Consider the following 19,434-nt stretch of genomic DNA (forward strand, 5'->3'; position numbering starts at 1 on the left):
TCGCAATTGAGCGAAAAAGCCGGTAAAGCGGCGCTTTATGGCCTCTGTAACTGACTACATGACAACAATGTTTACGTTTGTTGTTGAAAGATCAATCAACGTGACGTCAGACTGCCGATCCGCCGGTGATGTCGTTGCCGTCATTGAGCACGACGCGATTACGTCCCTGCGATTTGGCGAGATACATCGCGGCATCGGCCAAGCGCAATAAGGTGTCCGTGCTCATGCTGTCGTCGACCTGTACGGCGATGACACCGATGCTGCAGGTGACGAAGCCGAAGGGCGAATCTTCATGCGGGATATGCAGGTTCTCGATGGCGGCCCGGATATTTTCGGCCAGTTGTATGGCGCGTTCGCTGTCGCTTTCGGCCACGATGATGGAGAACTCTTCGCCGCCGTAACGCGCCGCCAGGTCTGTGGCGCGGCGCGAGCTGGTGCGCAGGATCTGCGCCACGGTGCGCAGGCAGGCGTCGCCTGCCAGATGGCCGTAGCGGTCGTTGTAATTCTTGAAAAAGTCCACATCCAGCATCAACAGCGCCAGCGGTTTTTGCGATCGTACGGCACGCCGCAGTTCGCTGGTCAGCGCTTCGTCGAAACGGCGGCGGTTGGCAATGCCGGTCAGGCTGTCGGTGGCGCTGAGGGCTTCAAGCTTTTGATTGGCCAGTTCCAGCTCACGCGTGCGCGCGGCAACCTGTTCTTCCAGATGTTCGTTGTGCTGATACACCTTGCTGGCCATTTCATTGAAGCGCTGCGACAGCACGGTGATCTCGTCCTTGCCCTCGTAGTCCATGCGGATCAGGTAGTTGCCGGTCTTGGTCTCTTTCATGACGCCGACCAGCTGTTTGAGCGGCAACGAGATGCTGCGTGCAATGATGAAGGACAGCGCGAACGACACGATGAAGCACAGCACACCGATCAGGATGATCTTATTGCGGATCGATCGTACTTCGGCATTGAGCGCATTGAGCGGCGTGGTGCTGACCACCATCCAGTCGGTATGCGGAATCGGGGCAAAGGCGGCCAGGTGTTTCTTCTTGTTGCCGTCCTGATAAGAGGTGAAATCCTTGCCGCCATTGGCGACCGTCTGGGCGATGGCTGCGACCAGGCCTGATTCGACTGCATCGCTGTTGTCCTGGCCGCCGCTGACGACAATACGGCCATCACGGCTGTCGACCACGAACAGCCGTGAGCCATAGCCCAGATCGACTGAATCGAAGATACGTGAAAAATGCGTCGGCTTGAGTCCGATGAACAAGGTGCCCGCCAGCCGGTTGTTGCCCTTGAAGAGAATGTCGCGCAGCATCACCACGCTCTTCTGGCCGGCAGCGGTGCTGTAGACACCCCAGTATGGCCGGCCCTTCATATCGGGTGCGTCGTCGGCGAAATGCGCGACACCATTACCGAGTTGTGCAAACACTTGCGAATCGATGATCCTGTGCTTGCGATCCAGCACGTATTTCTGGTTGATGTATTCGAAGGAGCCGTAGTTCTCCAGCATCAGCCGGGTCATGCCTGCGCGTGCGGCGGCGCGGTCCGATTCGCTGCCGCTGTAATAGGCCGACAGAGCGCCTTGCATGCGTTCGGAAACCACCAGCTCCTCACTGGAGGATTCAATTTTCTCGATTTGTTGCAGCATGTTCTGCGCAACTTGCTTGACCACTTCACCGGCGAAGATACGGATTTTTTCCTGCGAGGCGCTGCTTGATTCGCGGTAAGCAACGATACCGGCGATCAGCAGCGGCACCAGCGACACCAGCACAAAAGAATTGATCAGGCGATAGCGGATCTCAATCTTGCGCAGCAACTTCAGCGACAGAAAATCCAGTGTCTTCTTCATGACGGTCGCTTTCCGGACGCAACGCCGGATGTTGCCGATATTGTTCTTGCAGTCAGGAAGAGCATCGCTTATTTGTTCTCCGTTCGGGCTTCATGCCGGATCGATTTTTCCAGCGCCTGGGCAGCCTGGCGCGGCGTCTTTTTACCGAGCAACACATCCTGCAGCAGAGGATGCAGCATATCGATGGTGTTGGTCGGCAGGTAAGAATAATACGGCCCGGCCGTCAGCGGCGCTTGCGTTGCATGTTGCACGTAATCAACGATTTGCTGATCGGTGACGGTCTTGCCCCCGACATATTTCAGCGGCGAGACATTTTGCCGCTTGTTCTGCAGGATGGGATAGCCCCGGTCGTAGATGAATTCGAGAAATTTCATCGCCGCCTTTTTGTTGCGCGTTTCGCAGACGGCAAAACCGGTCTCGCTGCCAACTACCGGCACTACAGCTTTCCCAGGAGCATTCCACGGAGGGACAAACGTTCCTGTTTCAAAATGATTGCCATGCATCAACTCGCCCGATGACCACGTGCCTTGAAATGCCATGGCCGCCTTGCCTTCGGCAAACAGGCGATTACCCTCGTCGTAGCTGGTGTTCATGTAGCCGCGTTGGACATAACCCTTGTCGGCGATCAGTTTGATCTTGGCGAAAATGTCAACCGCGGCGTCATTGTTCAGGTCGAGGCTGCCGTCGGCGATGCGCTGTTTCCAGTCATTCGGATGATGGGCGACGACATTGTTGGCAAAGCCGAAGCTGAACGGCCCGTTCGCCAGCATGTTGGGAAACGCGCCGGTCCAGACGATGGGCGTAAAACCCGCCTTGCGTAATGCCGCGCAGGCCGCGAGAAATTCTTCAAAGTTGGTCGGCAGCGTTTTGATGCCGGCTTTGCGGAACATGTCCTTGTTGTAATAGATCAGCGTGGCGGCGACACCGCCGGAGATGCCGAAGCGCTTGCCGTAGCGATTGGTCCAGTCGGGTTTCAGCGAATCAAGCATGTTGTCCCAAGCGGCGCTGTCGCCGACGTCGGCCAGAATTCCCTGATTCGCCAGTTCAGCGGAGTAGGCGTTCGGATTGACCGAGACCAGATCCGGCAGATTGTGGGTGGCGACTTTGGGTTTGAGATTTTCTTCCACCGAGTTGCCGATCATGAATTGCACGTCGACCATGATGTCGGGGTTCTCGCGATGAAAGGCATCGGCGATCTTGTGCATTTCATCCGGCCAGTCGGGAGCCCATACCAGCGCGGTGATACGCGTGCGCTCCACAGGTGCGGAGGATGCGTTGTCGGCGGTCTGATCGCAACCCGACAACAGACTGCAACAACCCAGAACGGCAACCATGGCAAGTGCGGCAGTGACTCTGTATGCGGTGAAAATACCCGAGGTTCTTTTTATTGCTGCGTGACCCATGAATCTTTCCTGAAACCTTCCCCGATCTGACTGCCGGTAAAACATTCTGCGTAGTACGGAGAAGTCTTCGCCAACTTTTTTTTGGATACTTATTTGACATTCAGTGTGCCATCTTTTGATGATTTTGCAGGCGAATGTTGAGAGTTCTGCCGAAAAATTTACGTCTTCGTTGTCATCGGGCCATCCTTTACCACGTTCGGTTCGGACGGATTTGTCTTGTCATAGCGCTTGCCGGAAGCTTTCCCTCTCAGACGGTATAATGTCGGTCGCCGCATGATGTTCCGCGGTACTCAATTTGCGCAAAGCATTCCCTCCCTTCTGGTTCAACCGTCTTTAGCATCAGACGGTATTTGTCATTTTTTCATGCAAACAGACTCTTCGCCTTTTCAGGGCAAACGCCTTCCCGGCTGGCTGATCTTGATGGCCGCGTTGACGGCCATGGGCGCCCTGGCGATCGACATGTACCTGCCCAGCTTTTCCTTCATCGCCAAAGATCTCGGCGTGGGCAGCAACACGATTCAACTCACATTGTCGACCTTCCTGGTTGGCCTGGCGTTCGGGCAAATGTTCTACGGCCCGATCAGTGACCGCTTCGGTCGCAAGCCGCCGTTGTATTTCGGCATCTGTCTGTACGTCATCTCCGCCCTCGGCTGTGCACTGGCGCCGAATATCGAAACGCTGCTGGTGCTGCGTTTCTTCCAGGGTCTGGGTGGTAGCGCCGGCATGGTGATCCCGCGCGCCGTGGTGCGCGACAAGATGGGCGCCGAAGGTGCCGCCCGCGCGTTCTCGATGCTGATGCTGGTGTTCGGCCTGGCGCCTATCCTCGCGCCGTTCATCGGTGGCCTGCTGCTGACTTTCTCAACCTGGCGCGCAATTTTCGCGACGCTGACCGTGTTCGGCGCTATCTGCCTGATCTGCACCCACCGCGTGATGGAAGAGACCCGTGACCAGGCCCACGTGGTGCCGCTGCATCTTGGCCGCGTGCTGCGCCAGTATGTCGATCTGCTGAGACATCGCCAGTTCATGGCCTACGTCCTGTGCGGCGGTCTGATCCAGGCGGGCTTGTTTGCTTATATTTCCGGCGGCCCGTTTGTGATCATCGAACTGCACGGCATCAAGCCGCAGAACTTCGGTTTCGTTTTCGGCGCCAACGCCATCGGCCTGATCGCCTGTTCGCAGATCAATGCGCGTCTGGTGATCAAACGCAGCGCCGATCGTGTACTGGGCAAGATCATCTGGATTCCGGCCATCCTGACCACCACGGTGGCCATACTGGTTGCCTGTGGTTACGAGAGTCTGCCGCTGCTGCTGATCGGCTTCTTCGGCTTCTTGTCCTGTCACGGTTTCGTCGGCCCCAATGCTTCGGCCATCGCGCTGGCGCAGCAAGGCAAGCAGGCCGGCACGGCGGCGGCTTTGATGGGCACACTGCAATTCGGCATCGGCATGTTGTCGGGCGTCGTGATGGGCTTGTGGCACGACGGCACGGCCTTGCCGCTGGTGACCGTGATGGCGGTGTGCGGCGTTGCCGCGCTGCTGCTGTATCGCTACGTCGCGCGTCACACCACGCAGACGGTTGCGCCTCAGGCCTGATTGCATCAGCATGGCTCAATAAGTGTTTCCCAGATCACTTCTTGTCTTTTGCTGTCGTCCCAGCGAACGCTGGGACCTAGTGTCGTGAAGACCTCCGATACGACACTGGGTCCTGACTTTCGTCAGGACGACGGTATATGCTGAGCATGCACTGGGCGGAAAAATTCTCGCCCACCTGCAGCTCGTCTCTCCGCTGTTTCATCGCCATTTTTCCGTGCACGCTTTCGCGCACGTGCTTGCATGAAATTCGTGCGGCGGATTTTCTCGGCGCGTTTTTTCGGCGCTCATGTCAACGAATTGCGCTTGCGTTCTTCAACGCCGCAAACCTCATCCCGTCTATGTAATCGCCATTTTTCGGGGTAGGTGGCATATCAATTGCTATATCGGTTCTTGCGGTCTGACCAGTCAGACCAAAAAAGGGAAAACCGATGAGCATGCCCAATATTGCCGCGCAAACATTGCAACGCCAGATCCTGTCCGGGACGTACAAGACCGGACAGATGCTGCCCGGTCAGCGCGATCTGGCCGAGTCGCTGGGCATCAGCCGCGCCTCCTTGCGCGAAGCCTTGTCGATGCTGGAAGCGCTGGGTTTCATCCGCTCCATGCCGGGCAAGGGCACGTTGGTGACCTCCGGCCGCAGCAATCCTGCCGCCAAGGCTAAGGCGACGTCGGCTGCGCCTTCCTCGGCAGAGCTGCAATCCACTTTTCAACTGCGCTATATCTTCGAGCCTGATGCCGCCGCACTGGCCGCACGCGTCATCAACATGCATACCACGCCGCGTCTGTGGGCCGTCCAGGCGCGCTTTGAAGATGCCCTCAAGACCGTCGATCTGGTCAGTGCATCGCAGGCCGATCTGGCCTTTCATCAATTGATCGCAGAACTCTCCGGCAACTCCGGCCTGCTGCAAATTTCCCGTGATTTCGAAACCCGTATCAGCCACAGCCTGCGCCTGCCGTTCGCCGATCATTCGCGCATCTGGGAACCGGCAGAAGAGCATCGCGCCATTGCCGCGGCAATTTCCGCGGGCGACGCCGATGGCGCACGCGCGGCAATGCAGGTGCATTTGCTGCATACGGCAGCGCGCGCCGGCATTTCCTTTTTACAGCCATGACCGTTTTGCTTCACCTTTGATTCAACGTTTACTTAGCTTTGCTTCAACCCTGATTCACCGTAAAAAAACCAAGTCCTCCATCACGTCGTTATCGTAAAGGAAGCATCAACATGAAACTGACCAAACCAAGCGCACTTACCCTGGCCTGTACATTGGCCTTCGGCTTGCTTTTTAGCGCCGGTGCGCATGCAGAAAAAGTCTTGCGCATCGCCATGACCGCGGGCGACATTCCGCGCACGCTGGGCCAGCCCGATCAAGGTTTTGAAGGCAATCGCTTCACCGGTATTCCGATGTACGACAGTCTGACGCAATGGGATCTGTCCAAAGCCGACAAGCCCAGCGAAGTGATTCCCGATCTGGCCGTGTCGTGGGCGGTCGACGCCAAGGACAAGACCAAGTGGGTCTTCAAGCTGCGCCCGGGCGTCAAGTTCCATGACGGCTCCGCCTTCAACGCCGATGCCGTGGTGTGGAACGTCAACAAGGTGCTCGACAAGGATGCGCCCAACTTCGACCCGAGCCAGGTCGGTGTAACCGCGTCACGCATGCCGACGCTGCGTTCCGCCAAAAAGATCGACGACCTCACCGTCGAGCTGACTACGTCCGAGCCGGATTCTTTCCTGCCGATCAATCTGACCAATCTGTTCATGGCGTCGCCGCTGCAATGGGCCAAGAAGCTGGCCGCCGTGCCGGGTTCGGTGAGCGACAAGGCCGAACGTGCCAAGCAAGCCTGGGCCGCTTTCGCTGCCGATGCTTCCGGAACCGGCCCGTTCAAGATGACCAAGTTCGTGCCGCGCGAGCGTCTGGAACTGGCGAAGAATCCGGAATACTGGGATGCCAAACGCCGTCCGCAAATCGACAAGGTCGTGATGCTGCCGCTGCCGGAAGCCAACTCGCGCACCGCCGCGCTGCTGTCCGGTCAGGTTGACTGGATCGAAGCGCCGGCGCCGGATGCGCTCGACACCATCAAGGCGCGTGGTTTCAAGGTCTATTCCAATCCGCAACCGCACGTGTGGCCGTGGCAGTTGTCCTTCGTGCCAGGTTCGCCGTGGCTGGACAAGCGTGTCCGCTACGCCGCCAACCTGTGCGTGAATCGTCCTGCGATGAAGCAATTGCTGGGTGGTCTGATGGGCGAGGCGACAGGTACCGTTGAGCCAGGCCATCCATGGCGCGGCAACCCGAGCTTCCATATCAAGTATGACCCGGACGGCGCGCGCAAGCTGATGGCGGAAGCCGGTTACTCCGCTGCCAAGCCGCTCAAGGTCAAGGTGCAGATTTCGGCATCCGGTTCCGGCCAGATGCAGCCGTTGCCGATGAATGAGTTCATGCAGCAAAACCTGAAGGCCTGTTTCTTCGACGTGCAGTTCGACGTCATCGAATGGAACACGCTGTACACCAACTGGCGCATCGGCGCCAAGGATCCGAGCGCACACGGTTCGGACGCGGTGAACATCAGTTTCGCATCGATGGATCCATTCTTTGCGATGGTGCGCTTCGTCAGCTCCAAGGCAGCGCCACCGGTATCGAACAACTGGGGCTTCTACAGCAACCCGGAAGTCGACGCCATCATCGCCAAGGCACGCACCACGTTTGACGCCAAACAGCGCGATGCCTTGCTGGCCCAGTTGCACGCCAAGATCGTCGATGAAGCGCCATTCGTCTGGGTGGCGCATGACACTGGTCCGCGCGCCATCTCGGCCAAGGTCAAGGGTGTCGTGCAGCCGCAAAGCTGGTTCATCGATATCGCCACAATGTCGATGGATTAAGTGCAGGTTTGAACTGACGTTGTAAACATTGCTGCCGGCATTGCGAGGGTAATGCCGGCAGCAAGAATGACTTACTGAAGACTCCCATGATTTCCTATCTGATCCGCCGCGTACTGTATGCCTTGCCCATCATGTTGGGTGTAGCATTCCTGTGCTTCATGCTGGTTCATATCGCACCGGGCGATCCGCTGGTGTCGATTCTGCCGCCGGACGCTTCCGTCGATTTGCAGAAGCAGCTGATGGAACTCTATGGTTTCAATCGCAGTTACCCCGAACAATTTTTCAGCTGGGTCTGGCGTGCTATGCACGGCGACCTCGGCAGTTCCATCGCCACCGGAAGACCGGTCGCACAAGAAGTCTTCAAGGCAGTCGGCAACACCTTCATGCTCGCCGCACTGGCGACGCTGATCGGTTTCTTCTTCGGCTCGCTGTTCGGCTTTGTCGCCGGCTATTTCCGCAATTCCTGGGTCGACAAGATCGCTTCGTTCATCTCCGTGATTGGCGTCAGCGTGCCGCATTACTGGCTCGGCATGGTGCTGGTCATCATCTTCTCGTCGCAACTGATGTGGCTGCCCGCCACCGGTGCGGGACCTGACGGTTCGGCCGCCTGGGTATGGGATTTCGAGCATGTCAAATATCTGATCATGCCGGCGGTGACGATGTCTTTCATCCCCATGGGCATCATCGCACGCACGGTGCGCGCACTGGTGGCTGACATCCTGTCGCAGGAATTCGTGATCGGCCTGAAAGCGCGCGGCCTCGGCGAGTTCGGCGTGTTCCGTCATGTGGTTAAAAACTGCGCACCGACCTCCATGGCCGTCATGGGCTTGCAGCTCGGCTACCTGTTGGGCGGTTCGATTCTGATCGAGACCGTATTCTCCTGGCCCGGCACCGGCTTCCTGCTGAATCAGGCGATCTTCCAGCGTGACCTGCCGCTGCTGCAGGGCACGATTTTGGTGCTGGCGCTGTTCTTCGTATCGCTGAACCTGCTGGTCGACATCCTGCAAACCGTGTTAGATCCACGCATAGAAAGGGCCTGATCATGACTATGCAATCCATACCGGCGACTGCCGCTGTTTCTTCTCCAGTCGCATTAGCGCCTTATAAGCGCTCACGCGGCCACTGGGCCAATGTCGCCGCGCGCATCGTACGCAATCCGCTGGCGATGATCGCCGCCGTGATCCTGCTGGCGCTGATCGGCATCGCCGTGTTCGCACCCTGGATCATGCCGGCAGATCCCTTCGCCACTTCGATGTTCACACGTCTCAAACCGATCGGCACGCCGGATCACTTCTTCGGCACGGATGAGCTGGGTCGGGATTTGCTGTCGCGCCTGATGCTGGGCGGTCGCCTGTCGCTGTTCATGGGCATCACGCCGGTGCTGATGGCCTTCGTCATCGGCAGCGGCATCGGCATCCTCGCCGGCTATGCAGGCGGCTTCATCAACACCGCGATCATGCGTACCATCGACGTGCTGTACGCCTTCCCTTCGGTGCTGCTGGCGATTGCTCTGTCGGGCGCACTCGGCGCGGGTATCGTCAATGCGCTGACTTCGCTGACCATCGTCTTCATTCCACAGATTGCGCGTATTGCCGAGAGCGTCACCACGCAGGTGCGCCGCAGCGACTACGTGGATGCGGCGCGGGCCTCAGGGGCGAGCGCTTTCACCATCGTGCGAGCGCATGTGCTGGGCAACGTGCTCGGGCCGATCTTCGTGTATTCGACCAGTCTAATTTCGGTGTCGATGATCCTGGCATCGGGTTTGTCCTTCCTCGGCCTCGGCGTCAAACCGCCTGAACCGGAGTGGGGTCTGATGCTCAACACGCTGCGCACGGCGATCTACACGCAACCCTGGGTGGCGGCATTGCCGGGCGCCTTTATTTTCATCACATCGATTTCGTTCAACATGTTGTCCGACGGTTTGCGTTCGGCGATGGAGGTCAAGCAATGACAGACGAACGCGATATCGGCGGACCGCGTCAGCCTTTGCTGCAGGTCCGCAATCTGCTCAAACATTTTCCGCTGAAGGGCAAGGGCTTGCCCTTTGCTTCACCACGCAGCGCCGTACGCGCAGTGGATGGCGTCAATTTTGACATCCTCAAGGGTGAGACGCTGGGCGTGGTCGGTGAGTCCGGCTGCGGCAAGTCGACCACGGCACGTGTGCTGATGCAACTGATCAATCAGGACAGCGGCGAGCTGGTGTTCGACGGCGAAACGGTCGGCTCGCGCGCCTTGCCGCTGCGTCAGTTCCGCCGGCAGACGCAGATGGTGTTTCAGGATAGTTACTCCTCGCTCAATCCGCGCATGACCATCGAAGACTCGATCGCCTTTGCACCGACCGTGCACGGCGTACCGTCACGCGAAGCGATTACCCGTGCCCGCGATCTGCTGGCGCGCGTCGGCTTGCAGCCTGAGCGTTTTGCCGGCCGCTATCCGCATGAGCTGTCCGGCGGCCAGCGCCAGCGCGTCAACATCGCGCGCGCTCTGGCGCTGGAACCGCGCCTGGTGATCCTCGACGAAGCCGTATCGGCGCTCGACAAATCGGTCGAAGCACAGGTGCTCAACTTGCTGCTCGACCTCAAGCAAGAGTTTGGCTTGACGTATCTCTTCATCAGCCACGACCTCAACGTCGTGCGCTTTATCTCCGACCGCGTGCTGGTGATGTATCTGGGCCAGGTGGTGGAGATCGGGGCGTCCGATCAGGTATTCGATCAACCCAAGCATCCCTACACGCGCGCATTGCTGAAATCGATGCCCAGCATGGATCCGTTGCAACGCACGATGGAAGCGCCGCTGGCAGGCGATCCGCCGAACCCCATCAATCCGCCGAGTGGTTGCCGCTTCCACACGCGCTGCGCCTACGCCCAGCCGGTATGCAGCCAGCGTGCGCCGGTATTCGCCAACGATGACACAGGCCATGGCGTTTCCTGCCTGCGTTATGAAGCTGATACCGCATCCCTGTTTTCCGCTGCCGGCGAGGTGAACTATGCATGACATGATTTCCCTGCGCGACCTGAACGTACAGTTCTTCGCGCCGAAGAAACTGATCCGCGCCGTCAACGGCGTCAATCTCACTGTCGGCCAGGGCGAAGTTGTGGCCCTGATCGGCGAATCCGGATCGGGTAAGAGCGTCACGCTGCGCTCCATCATGCGTCTGCATTCGGAACGGTCGACGCGCATCAGCGGCGGTCTGGAAGTCGACGGCAAGGACGTGCTGAAGATGTCGCAGCGCGAACTGGCAGCCTTGCGCGGCGACACGGTAGCGATGATTTTTCAGGAGCCTTTGCTGGCGCTCGATCCGGTCTACACCGTCGGCGCACAAATCATCGAAGCGATTCGCCGCCACAAAAAAGTATCCAAGGCCGAAGCCCACAAACAGGCACTGAGCCTGTTCGAAAAAGTCCGCATTCCAAGTCCTGAGCGCCGTCTCGATGCCTATCCGCATGAGATGTCCGGCGGCATGCGCCAACGCGCAATGATTGCGCTGGCCTTGTCGTGCTCGCCCAAGGTATTGCTGGCCGACGAACCGACCACGGCGCTCGACGCGACGGTGCAGATCCAGATCCTGTTGTTGCTGCGCGATCTGCAAAAAGAACTCGGCCTGTCCATCGTCTTCGTCACGCATGATATCGGCGCCGCAGCGGAAGTGGCCGATCGCATCGCCGTCATGTATGCAGGCAAGATCATCGAACAAGGTCCGGCGGCAGAATTGCTGACACGGCCGCGCCATCCCTACACCTTGTCGCTGCTCAAGAGCCGCAGCCACGGCGCCATGCAAAAAGGCCTGCGTCTGGAGACCATCGGCGGTGCGCCTCCGGATCTGAGCAACCTGCCTGCGGGTTGTGCCTTTGCCGAGCGTTGCAAATACGCCGTCGCCGAATGCAGCAGTGTACAGCCGCGCGAAGAGACGCTGTCGCCCGGTCATGTCGTGAACTGTCTGCGTGTGCATCAGATCCAAAATGCTGCGGTCAGTACTGCGACAAGTTGAACCTGTCGTCAGCAATCAGATCCATTCATCATCCTTCTACGTCCGAAAGAATCATTCATGTCCGCCGACGCACAAGCCGCACGTTGTTTCGTTCCTTATCCAGCCCCTGCTTCAACTGCGATCTCGGCAGGCCCACTGTCCGGTATCCGCTTTGCGGTAAAAGACATTTTTGATGTCGCCGGTTTCCCGACCGGCTGCGGCAATCCGCACATGCTGGCCATGTCGGGCGTCAAGACGGCATCGGCACCGGCTGTCGTAGCGCTGGCGCAGGCAGGTGCGAAATTTGTCGGCAAGACTTATACGGACGAGCTGGCATTTTCGATGAACGGAAAGAATGCCCATTTCGGCACGCCGCGCAACGGCGGCGCGCCTGACCGGATTCCTGGCGGCTCCAGTTCGGGGTCGGCCTCTGCGGTGTCCAACGGGCTGGCGGACGTTGCACTCGGTACCGATACCGGCGGTTCCGTACGTGCTCCCGCCAGCCACTGCGGGCTGATCGGCCTGCGGCCGACGCATGCGCGCGTGAGCCTCAAGGGCTGCATGGATCTGGCGCCCTCATTCGATACTTGCGGCTGGTTCGCGCGCGACATCGATACCTTCTCGCGCGTGGGTGAAGTCCTGCTGCGTGAAGATACCTGTCTGCTGCCTGACGGTGCGCCGTCGATGCCGCAGGTGCTGGTGGCGGCGGATGTACTGGCGCTGCTGGAACCCCGCGTGCAGGCAGTATTCATGCAGACGCTGGAACGCTTGGCCGGCGTGATCGGCACACCGCTGCCGGTCAAGACGGCGACGCCCTCGTTCGAAGCCTTGTACTGGTCGTTCCGTTATATTCAAGGCTATGAAGCCTGGCAAAGTCATGGTGAAACCATCATCCGTCATGACCTGCAACTCGGCCCCGGTGTCGCCGAGCGCTTTGCGTGGTCGAGCCAGATCACGCCGCAACAGATGGAAGAGCACAGCAATGTGCGTGAGCGATTCCGTGAAGACTTCCTGCGCCTGCTCGGCAGCGATCGCGTGATCGTCTTGCCGAGCATGCCTGACATCGCGCCGCTGCTGAGCGAATCGGAACAGGTGCTGGAGAACTATCGCAACCAGGCCGTGCGCATGCTGTGCCTCGCCGGCTTGTCGGGTTGCCCGCAAATTTCTCTGCCGCTGATGACGCTCGACGGCGCGCCGTTCGGCTTCTCCATCATCGGCCCGCAGGGCAGCGATCAGGCCTTAATCCGCTTGTCGAGAAAGCTCATCGATGAACTTGCCTGATTCAAGCTCAGCAACCGCGAGCAAAGTCATCGTTGCGCAGGTGCTGACACCGGCGGCGTTCGCGCCGTTCGGTGATGTCATTGCACCAGAAGAGATGCAAACCGAGGTTCAATCCAACAGCACGCCAATCAATCAAGGTACCGCTCAACGTTTTGACGACCTGACGCAACTTGATGTGAGCGAGCAGGGCGGCGAGGCCTGTGTGGCGATTTTTCGCACGCAGAACGGCACGCATGTTGCGCCTTATGCCCTGACCATGTTCGAGCGTCATCTGCTAGGTAGCCAGAGCTTTGTGCCGATGGCGCAGGGACGTGTGCTGGTGGTGGTGACGCAGGGTGGTGATGTGCCTGACGAAGATGCGATTCAGGCTTTCGTTGTTGAGCCCGGCCAGGGCGTCACACTCAGGCGTGGTGTCTGGCATCACCCGATGATCACCATCGGCGGTGCGGACGTGTTCGTGATCGAACGCCGTGCCGCGAAAGTGGATTGCGAGATTCAGCGGATCAAGGGGAGTTTTGTAGCGACACTTTGATGCAACACGTTCACATCGTGCCTGAATACTCCGGCCCTGCCAGCCGGAAAAGAGGAATCCTGAGATAATGGCGTTGCTGCCGCGAAACTTTCCAGAGTTTTCGCGGCGCTTTCATTTTTGTCATTCCTCTTTTTCCACTTTTATCCCATTTTTAGGTCGCCATGTTTTACGCGATAAGCTGTTTCCTCCTGTGGGGGCTGTTCCCGCTTTATTTCAAATTGCTGCAGGATGTCGGTTCCTTCGACATCGTGCTTCAGCGCATTTTCTGGTCGCTGCTGTTTCTCATCGTCGTCCTGACCTGGAAGCGCCAGTGGGCATGGCTCGGCGAAGTCGCGCGCAAGCCGCGTGTGCTGCTCGGATTTTTGATCAGCGCTTTGCTGTTGTCGGGCAACTGGGTGCTGTACGTGTGGGCGGTTAATGCCGACCGCATCGTCGACGCCAGTCTCGGTTACTTCATGAGCCCCTTGGTCAGCGTATTGCTGGGCTATGTCATCCTCAAGGAAAAGTTGCGCCCTTTGCAATGGCTGGCGGTGTTCATGGCACTCGGTGCGGTGTTGTGGCTGACCTGGACCAACGGCGCCTTGCCGTGGATCGGCCTGACCATCGCCGCCACCTTCGGCATCTACGGCCTGTTGCGCAAGATCGCCCATCTTGGCGCGCTGGAAGGTCTGGCGCTGGAAACCATCCTGCTCTCGCCGCTGGTGCTGGTGATTCTCGCGGTGTCGGCGCTGCACGGCAGTAACGGCTTCCTGCAGGCATCGCTGTCGTCGCAGATTCTGCTGGCATTGTCGGGGCCGGTGACGGCGATTCCTTTGCTGTTGTTCGCCCGTGCGGCTCGCCGGATTCCTTTGTCACTGCTGGGTTTGCTGCAGTACATCTCGCCTACGATGCAGTTGTTGACCGGGGTTTTCATCTATGACGAGCCGTTTGCCGGATCGCGCGCGAGCGGATTCATGGTGATTTGGGCCGCGCTGGCTGTATACTCTCTGGAAGGACTGTGGCGGCTGTGGTCAGCCAAGGCCCGTCCGGCCGGCGCTTAGTTGGTCAAGCCGCACGGAAAACGCCGCCGCATCACCAGTATTTTTGCAAGTATTCTCTTATCTCATTACCTGGCATCCAAACATGGCTCAATACGTATTCACTATGAACCGCGTCGGCAAGATCGTGCCGCCGAAGCGTCAGATCCTGAAGGACATTTCGCTGTCCTTCTTCCCCGGCGCCAAGATCGGCGTGCTCGGCCTGAACGGCTCCGGCAAATCGACGCTGCTGAAAATCATGGCCGGCATCGACAAGGAAATCGAAGGCGAAGCAACGCCCGCGCCGAACCTCAACATCGGCTATCTGCCGCAGGAACCGCAGCTCGATCCGGAAAAAAATGTGCGCCAGGAAGTCGAAAGCGCATTGGGCGAAGTGTTCGAAGCGCAAGGCAAGCTCGACGCCGTGTACGCCGCTTACGCTGAAGAAGATGCCGACTTCGATGCGCTCGCCACCGAGCAAGCGCGTCTGGAAGCGATCATCTCCGCCTCTGACGGTAACAGCCTGAACCAACAACTGGAAATGGCCGCCGATGCGCTGCGCCTGCCGCCTTGGGACGCCAAGATCAGCGTGTTGTCCGGTGGTGAAAAGCGCCGCGTCGCGCTGTGTAAACTGCTGCTGTCCAAGCCCGACATGCTGCTGCTCGACGAACCGACCAACCACTTGGACGCCGAATCGGTGGACTGGCTGGAACAGTTTCTCCTGCGCTTCCCGGGCACCGTCGTGGCGATCACCCATGATCGCTACTTCCTCGACAACGCGGCGGAATGGATTCTGGAACTGGATCGCGGCCACGGTATTCCATGGAAGGGAAATTACTCGTCCTGGCTGGAACAGAAAGAAGCTCGCCTGAAGCAGGAAGAAGCGACCGAGTCGGCACGTCAGAAGACCATCGCCAAGGAACTGGAATGGGTGCGCCAGAACCCCAAGGGCCGCCAAGCCAAGAGCAAGGCGCGTCTGTCACGCTTCAATGAGTTGAGCGAACACGAATACCAGAAGCGCAACGAGACTTCGGAAATTTTCATTCCCGTGGCCGAGCGTCTGGGTAACGAAGTCATCGAGTTCAAAGGCGTGAGCAAGGGTTACGGCGACCGTCTGCTGATCGATAATCTCAACTTCAAGATCCCTGCGGGCGCCATCGTCGGCATCATCGGCCCCAACGGCGCCGGTAAGTCGACCTTGTTCCGCATGCTGGCGGGCCGCGAACAGCCGGACAGCGGCGAACTGGTGCTCGGCCCTACCGTGAAGATTTCGCTGGTCGATCAGTCGCGTGAAGATCTGGAAAACAAGAAGACCGTGTTTGAAGACGTTGCCGGCGGCGCCGATATTCTGACCGTCGGCCGTTTTGAAATGCCGTCGCGTGCTTATCTGGGGCGCTTCAACTTCAAGGGCGGTGACCAGCAAAAGATCGTCGGCAACTTGTCTGGCGGTGAACGCGGCCGTTTGCATCTGGCCAAGACGCTGCTGCAAGGCGGCAACGTCCTGCTGCTGGATGAACCGTCCAACGATCTCGACGTGGAAACCCTGCGCGCACTGGAAGATGCCTTGCTGGAATTCGCCGGCACGGTGCTGGTGATCAGCCATGATCGCTGGTTCCTTGACCGCATCGCTACACACATCATCTCCTTCGAGGGCGATTCGCAAGTCTCCTTCTTTGACGGTAACTATCAGGAATATGAAGCCGACAAGAAGAAGCGTCTCGGCGAAGAAGGCGCCAAGCCGAAGCGTATCCGCTATAAGCCGGTCACTCGCTAAGTTGCTTGACTGGTTGTAATAACCGACGGCAATCACAAGCTGCAAGAAGCATGGCAAGCAGCAGTCAGTCGCACTGAAAGATCACAACGCCCCGTTTTCGGGGCGTTGTTACTTTTGGGAATCGATTCTGTATCAGTGTGTAATGGTGCCCTGATTTCGTATTTTTTTGATCGTGGACAAGATGCTCGTGAGGTATAAGAGATGTCATTTTGATCACGAAAAAATCATACGGAGGCGAGATGCATCTTTTAAGCCGCTTTTACAGGGCAGGGATACTGGTTGTATTGTTTTCCGTTTCCTCGCAGGCGGGTGCAGACGATACTCAGACCGTACTGATCGGCTTTTCCGGATCATTAAGCGGCATCTCGGAACACTTTGGTAAAAGCATGGCAAACGCCGCAGAGCTGGCTATCGCAGAAGCCAATCGCAATCCTTACAAGATCGACGGCAAGCGGATCTTTTTTCGGCTTGTTCGCATGGACGACCGAGGTGATCCCGTGCGCGCGCAACATGTTGCCAATGCATTGGTGCAGTCCGGTGTGATCGGTGTCATCGGTGGAGCAAACAGTGCAACCAGCATCGCTGGCGCAAAGATTTATGCGACCGCCGGCATTCCACAGATCTCGCCTGCAGCGACGGCGCGCAAGTTCACGGAGCTGGGTTATCGCACGACGTTTCGCACCGTCGGTTCGGATGACGATGCGGTGCCTTATCTGGCCGACTTTGTTGTCAGGGATTTGCATGCCGGCCGCATTGCCATCATCGACAACGGTACGCTATTCAGCGTGGGCGCGACCACGCGCTTTGCCGATATTGCCAAGGACAATGGCGCCAGCATTGTCATCCGGGAGAGCATCAGTGCGGTGAGTTCAGACTTCGACGCGCTGCTTCGACGTATTAAGGCACATGACGTGGATACGATTTATTTCGGCGGTTATTCGGCGCAGACCAGCATGTTTGCGCAGGGCATGCAACGCATGGAAGTGAAGTCTCGGCTGGTGACCGCCATGATCGGGATTGTAGGAGCATCTTTTTTCATTTCCACGGGAGCTGCCGCCAACGGATCGCTGTCGCTGGAGAGCGGCGTTCCCTTCAACAAGATGGCGGGCTGGAAAAAATTTGAGGCGGAATATACACAGCGCTTCGATTTCAACGTCTACGGCATGACACCGTTTTCCTATGATGCCGCTCAGGTGCTGATTGCAGCAATACGGCAAGCCAATTCGCTCGACGTCAGGAGAGTTGTGGATGCCTTGCACGAAATCAGCTATCGCGGTTTGAGCGGAACGATTTCTTTCGATGCGTCGGGCAATTTGCGCAATCCTTCATTCACCATCTATGAAGCACAGAACCAACGGTGGGTTGCGGTCAAGAGCCAGGTCGGGCGCTGACGACAGGTCGATTTCCTCACGATGCCCACAGCTTGTAAAGGCAGTGTAACGGCGCTCTTTACATCCGCGCATGGCGGCAACTTGTAGGCTAGCCTTTGGCTTTCATTACATTGCATGTCGGGGGAAACGTGAAGCTGCAGCGCTTGTATCCGGGATTTTTCGTTCTGCGGCGGTTGCCGTTGTTACCGCTATTGCCGTTGTTTGCCTTGGCGGCCTGCGCATCCGGTGGTGCAGTTCAGCAGCTGGACAAGGACACTTACATGGTCACCGGACAGTCGCGGCTGAACGGCAACAACGGTGCCGCTGCCAGTGCCGCGCTCAGTGCAGACGCTTATTGCAAGGAACGCGGCAAACGCATGCAACTGACCAGTTCTGAAACTTCAGATGGGGTATTCGGCGTATGGCCATCCAAGAGTGTGGTGATGTTTAAATGCGTTGGCTGAAGCGAGACAAGACAGCGGAGGCAATGCGATTTTCAGATCGTCCATAAGTCTTTCATAAGCCATCCCTGAGCCGCCAACAGCGCCTGCCAGCAAGGATTTGCGGGCGCGGTTAAAATAGCGCTCCCGATGTATCCACAAGATGTATCGCCGGACCGGAATGACCGCATCCTACCCGCTGCAGCCGCCGCCTCCTGTTTGTTTCCTGATGATCTCTTCCGTTCCGGATGACTGAATTCGTAGTTTGAAATCAGTATTGAGTTCCCTGCTGCGCGCGACCCGCGGAGATATCGAAAAACAAAAAAAATTTCTCGCTCTTTCTTTTTCTCTTTTTCTCTTTTACTCTGCGCTTCTGTCCGAGCCTCTAAACGATTGTTCTATCATGCTTGCTAGTCTTACCCGCCTGTTTCCGCTGTGGGCGCTATTGCTGTCCGCCGCCGCTTATTTTTCACCATCCACCTTCACTCCGATTGGCCCTCACGTCACGGGTTTACTGACCCTGATCATGTTGACCATGGGCGTCACGCTGACGCTGGATGATTTCAAACGTATCGTTAAACGCCCGGCGCCGGTTGCTGCCGGCATTGTGCTGCATTACCTGGTCATGCCGCTGGCTGCCTGGGTCATCGCCAAGCTGTTGCGCATGCCGCCTGACCTGACCGCCGGCATGGTGCTGGTCGGCAGCGTTGCCAGCGGCACTGCGTCCAACGTCATGATCTATCTGTCGCGCGGCGACGTCGCCTTGTCGGTGACGATCTCGACCTTGTCGGCGCTAGTGAGTGTATTCGCGACGCCACTGCTGACCGAGCTGTATGTCGATGCATCGATCCATTTCGACGCACACGCGATGCTGATGAGCATCGTGCAAATCGTGGTGGTGCCTATCGTCGTCGGCGTGGTGCTGAATCTGTTCGCGGGCAAGCTGATCCGTCGCATCGAGCCTTATCTGTCGTTGGTATCGATGGTTGCGATTTTGCTGATCATCGCTGCAGTGGTCGGCGGCAGCCAGGCCAGCATCGCCTCGGTCGGCCTGGTCGTGCTGATCGGCGTTATGCTGCACAACGCCTTGGGTCTGCTGGGCGGCTACTGGGGTGGTCGTTTGCTTGGTTTCGATGAAGCCATTTGCCGTACGCTGGCGATCGAAGTCGGCATGCAGAACTCCGGTCTGGCTGCAGCACTGGGCAAGCTGTATTTCACGCCGCTGGCGGCATTGCCGGGCGCGCTGTTCTCGGTCTGGCACAACCTGTCGGGTTCGATGCTGGCCGGTTACTGGCGTGGTCGTCCGCCGAAGGATCAGGCATAAGCCGGTCTTTGGCCGGAAGGAAAAA

16 protein-coding genes are annotated in these 19,434 nt (G+C 58.2%); 14 read left to right on the top strand and 2 right to left on the bottom strand.

Annotated elements, in window-relative coordinates; genetic code table 11:
- Positions 1 to 106: 106 nt before the first annotated feature.
- Together PQR63_RS07010 and PQR63_RS07015 are read right to left on the bottom strand one after the other, a co-directional pair.
- Positions 107 to 1,837 carry a sensor domain-containing diguanylate cyclase gene (locus tag PQR63_RS07010; protein WP_408166812.1) on the bottom strand — a complete coding sequence of 577 codons (1,731 nt, stop codon included), beginning with the start codon at positions 1,835 to 1,837 and terminating at the stop codon, positions 107 to 109.
- Between the two features lie 68 nt (positions 1,838 to 1,905).
- Positions 1,906 to 3,171, bottom strand: coding sequence for an ABC transporter substrate-binding protein (locus PQR63_RS07015; protein WP_408166814.1), 1,266 nt, complete (start codon positions 3,169 to 3,171; stop codon positions 1,906 to 1,908).
- 432 nt (positions 3,172 to 3,603) lie between these two features.
- On the opposite strand from PQR63_RS07015, the gene PQR63_RS07020 reads away from it, so the two are divergent.
- The 14 genes from PQR63_RS07020 to panS all read left to right on the top strand — a co-directional run bounded on the left by PQR63_RS07020 (position 3,604) and on the right by panS (position 19,409).
- Positions 3,604 to 4,830 (top strand): Bcr/CflA family multidrug efflux MFS transporter, encoded by a 1,227-nt coding sequence (locus tag PQR63_RS07020; RefSeq protein WP_408166816.1) that lies wholly within the window; start codon positions 3,604 to 3,606, stop codon positions 4,828 to 4,830.
- 428 nt (positions 4,831 to 5,258) lie between these two features.
- Positions 5,259 to 5,942 carry a FadR/GntR family transcriptional regulator gene (locus PQR63_RS07025; protein ID WP_408166817.1) on the top strand — a complete coding sequence of 228 codons (684 nt, stop codon included), beginning with the start codon at positions 5,259 to 5,261 and terminating at the stop codon, positions 5,940 to 5,942.
- A gap of 110 nt (positions 5,943 to 6,052) precedes the next feature.
- Positions 6,053 to 7,705: an ABC transporter substrate-binding protein gene (locus tag PQR63_RS07030; RefSeq protein ID WP_408166819.1), complete on the top strand. Its 1,653-nt coding sequence runs from the start codon at positions 6,053 to 6,055 to the stop codon at positions 7,703 to 7,705.
- A gap of 86 nt (positions 7,706 to 7,791) precedes the next feature.
- The gene (locus tag PQR63_RS07035; protein ID WP_408166821.1) at positions 7,792 to 8,745 is read left to right on the top strand and encodes an ABC transporter permease; all 954 of its coding nucleotides are present in this window, start codon (positions 7,792 to 7,794) and stop codon (positions 8,743 to 8,745) included.
- Positions 8,746 to 8,753: 8 nt separating this feature from the next.
- Positions 8,754 to 9,656 carry an ABC transporter permease gene (locus PQR63_RS07040; RefSeq protein WP_408167431.1) on the top strand — a complete coding sequence of 301 codons (903 nt, stop codon included), beginning with the start codon at positions 8,754 to 8,756 and terminating at the stop codon, positions 9,654 to 9,656.
- Positions 9,653 to 10,699 (top strand): ABC transporter ATP-binding protein, encoded by a 1,047-nt coding sequence (locus PQR63_RS07045; RefSeq protein ID WP_408166823.1) that lies wholly within the window; start codon positions 9,653 to 9,655, stop codon positions 10,697 to 10,699. Before PQR63_RS07040 ends, PQR63_RS07045 begins: the two co-directional genes overlap by 4 nt.
- A complete protein-coding gene (locus tag PQR63_RS07050) occupies positions 10,692 to 11,693 on the top strand; it encodes an ABC transporter ATP-binding protein (RefSeq protein ID WP_408166824.1) in 1,002 nt (333 codons plus the stop codon). Before PQR63_RS07045 ends, PQR63_RS07050 begins: the two co-directional genes overlap by 8 nt.
- Positions 11,694 to 11,750: 57 nt before the next feature.
- Complete coding sequence (locus PQR63_RS07055) at positions 11,751 to 12,953, top strand: amidase (RefSeq protein ID WP_408166826.1); 1,203 nt, start codon at positions 11,751 to 11,753, stop codon at positions 12,951 to 12,953.
- Positions 12,940 to 13,485 (top strand): ureidoglycolate lyase, encoded by a 546-nt coding sequence (locus PQR63_RS07060; RefSeq protein WP_408166828.1) that lies wholly within the window; start codon positions 12,940 to 12,942, stop codon positions 13,483 to 13,485. The genes PQR63_RS07055 and PQR63_RS07060 overlap by 14 nt, the downstream gene beginning before the upstream one ends.
- Before the next feature lie 161 nt (positions 13,486 to 13,646).
- The gene (gene rarD, locus PQR63_RS07065; RefSeq protein ID WP_408166830.1) at positions 13,647 to 14,525 is read left to right on the top strand and encodes an EamA family transporter RarD; all 879 of its coding nucleotides are present in this window, start codon (positions 13,647 to 13,649) and stop codon (positions 14,523 to 14,525) included.
- 82 nt (positions 14,526 to 14,607) lie between these two features.
- Entirely contained in the window at positions 14,608 to 16,275 is a 1,668-nt protein-coding gene (ettA, locus tag PQR63_RS07070) for an energy-dependent translational throttle protein EttA (protein WP_408166831.1), read from the top strand.
- Positions 16,276 to 16,514: 239 nt separating this feature from the next.
- A complete protein-coding gene (locus tag PQR63_RS07075; RefSeq protein ID WP_408166833.1) occupies positions 16,515 to 17,666 on the top strand; it encodes a branched-chain amino acid ABC transporter substrate-binding protein in 1,152 nt (383 codons plus the stop codon).
- 128 nt (positions 17,667 to 17,794) lie between these two features.
- Complete coding sequence (locus PQR63_RS07080) at positions 17,795 to 18,109, top strand: hypothetical protein (RefSeq protein ID WP_408166835.1); 315 nt, start codon at positions 17,795 to 17,797, stop codon at positions 18,107 to 18,109.
- A 379-nt stretch (positions 18,110 to 18,488) separates the two neighbouring features.
- On the top strand, positions 18,489 to 19,409 hold the full coding sequence (panS, locus tag PQR63_RS07085; protein WP_408166837.1) for a ketopantoate/pantoate/pantothenate transporter PanS: 921 nt from the start codon (positions 18,489 to 18,491) through the stop codon (positions 19,407 to 19,409).
- The last annotated feature ends 25 nt before the right edge of the window (positions 19,410 to 19,434 follow it).

Source organism: Herbaspirillum rhizosphaerae, from assembly GCF_046025915.1.
Lineage (GTDB): Bacteria > Pseudomonadota > Gammaproteobacteria > Burkholderiales > Burkholderiaceae_D > Herbaspirillum > Herbaspirillum rhizosphaerae_A.